At 71.7% G+C, this 2,229-nt stretch carries 1 protein-coding gene; it reads left to right on the top strand.

Annotated features, from left to right (window positions below; all coding sequences use genetic code 11):
- A partial coding sequence (locus AB0I54_RS48100; RefSeq protein WP_363302746.1) for a polyketide synthase dehydratase domain-containing protein occupies positions 1–2,229 on the top strand: 2,229 nt, incomplete at both ends.

Genomic DNA, 2,229 nt, shown 5'->3' with positions numbered 1-2,229 from the left:
CGGGTACGGCGTTTGTGGAGTTGGCGCTGCGTGCTGGTGACGAGGTCGGCTGTGGGTTGTTGGAGGAGTTGACGCTGGAGCAGCCGCTGGTGCTGTCCCAAGGGGCTTCGGTGGCGGTGCAGGTGGCCGTGGAGGCACCCGACGAGAGCGGGCGCCGTACCGTTGTCGTCCACTCCCGGCCGCAGGGTGCGGGCGAGACCGACGAGCCCTGGACCCAGCACGCGACAGGCCTCCTGGTGTCGGACGCGGCCGACGTTGCCGAGCAAGGCGTCGGGGTCTGGCCTCCGGAGGACGCGGAGCCGGTCGACCTGGCCGACGTGTACGAGCACCTCGCGAGCCGTGGCTACGGGTATGGCCCGGTGTTCCGGGGCTTGCGCGCGGTGTGGCGTACGGGCGGCGAAGTCTTCGCCGAGCTGGCGCTGCCGACCGGTGCTCAGCCCCCGGCGACCGCGTTCGGCATGCACCCGGCGCTGCTGGACGCCGCCCTGCACGCGTTGCTGCTCGATGCCGGGAGCACCGAGCTGCTGGTGCCGTTCGCCTGGACCGGTGTGCGGCTGCACGCGGTCGGCGCCTCCGCGCTGCGCGTCCGGCTGACGCCCGGCGCGGCGGGCAGTGCCGCGGTGGCGGCGTTCGACGAGGCCGGGTCACCGGTCCTCACCGCCGAGGCCGTCACGATGAGGGCGGCCGCGGCGGAGCAGTTCTCGGGCGCGGCCACCGCGCTGCGTCAGTCGCTGTTCGACGTCCAGTGGATATCCCTGTCCCCGGCCGAGCGAGGGCCGGTGGCGTGGGCGGAACTGGGCCCTGACCATGACCTGGACGCGCTGATCGCAGCCGGTCAGGTTCCCGAACTCGTGGTCGCTCCGGTCGAGTGCGGCGGTGAGGTGCACGCACGCGTCGGTGCGGTGCTGCGGCTGATCCAGCGGTTTCTTGAAGCTCCGGAGTTGGTCGACAGCCGGCTTGTCGTGGCTACCCGGCATGCCGTGCCGGTGCTTGCCGGTGACGAGGCGGATCCGACTGCGGCGGCGGTGTGGGGTCTGGTGCGTTCGGCGCAGGCGGAGCATCCCGACCGGCTGTTGCTCGTGGACCTGGACGCGGACGGTGACGCGGCTGGCGACGCGGCGGGTGTGGTGTCCGCAGTCGGGTCCGCGGTGGTGTCTGCGGTGGTGGCGTGTGGTGAGCCGCAGGTGGCGGTGCGCGAGGACCGGTTCCTGGCACCGCGTCTCGTCCGATCGGCCGCGAGCGCACTGGTGCCGCCGGAGGGGGTGCCGTGGCGGCTCGAGAAGGGCGCGCGGGGGACGCTGGAGAGCCTTTCGCTGGTGCCGGCCCCGCATACGGCGGAGGAACTGGCGCCTGGTGATGTGCGCATCGCCATGCGTGCGGGTGGTGTGAACTTCCGTGACGTGCTCAACGCTCTGGGGATGTACCCGGGTGACGCCGGTGCCCTCGGCAACGAGGGTGCGGGTGTGGTTCTGGAGGTCGGCGCGGACGTGGCGGGTGTGTGCGTCGGCGACCGGGTGATGGGTCTGTTCCCGCGGGGTGCGCTGGGTCCGGTGGCGGTGACGGATCATCGTCTGCTGGCACCGGTTCCGCGGGGGTGGTCGTTCGCGGAGGCGGCGGCGGTTCCGACGGTGTATCTGACCGCGGTGCACGGGCTGATCGATCTGGGCGGTCTGCGGGCGGGTGAGTCGGTGCTGATCCATGCCGGTGCCGGTGGTGTGGGTATGGCGGCGGTGCGGCTGGCCCGCTGTCTGGGGGCGGAGGTGTATGCGACGGCCAGCCCCGGCAAGTGGGGTGTGCTGCGGGGGATGGGGCTGGACGACGCGCACATTGCCTCCTCGCGGACGTTGGACTTCGCGGAGAAGTTCCCGGCCGGTATGGATGTGGTGCTGAATTCCTTGGCGGGGGAGTTCGTGGATGCGTCGGTGGGGCTGCTGGCCGAGGGTGGCCGGTTCGTGGAGATGGGTAAGACCGATATCCGGGACGCGGCCGCCATGCCGGTGTCGTATCAGGCGTTCGACCTCTTCGACGTCGATCACGGGCGGCTGCGGGACATGCTGGCCGACCTCGTGGGGTGGTTCGACCAGGGTGAGCTGGGCCGGTTGCCGGTGCGGGCGTGGGATGTGCGGGAGGCCGTGGAGGCGTTCCGGTTCATCAGCCAGGCCCGGCACGTCGGGAAGGTCGTGCTGACGATCCCGCGCGAGCTGGACCCGGACGGTACGGTCCTGGTCA

It is taken from the genome of Streptomyces sp. NPDC050625, from assembly GCF_040654755.1.
In the GTDB taxonomy this organism is placed as follows: domain Bacteria; phylum Actinomycetota; class Actinomycetes; order Streptomycetales; family Streptomycetaceae; genus Streptomyces.
Note: the sequence above shows the minus strand (reverse complement) of the source record. Positions and strands in the feature narration are given on the sequence as shown.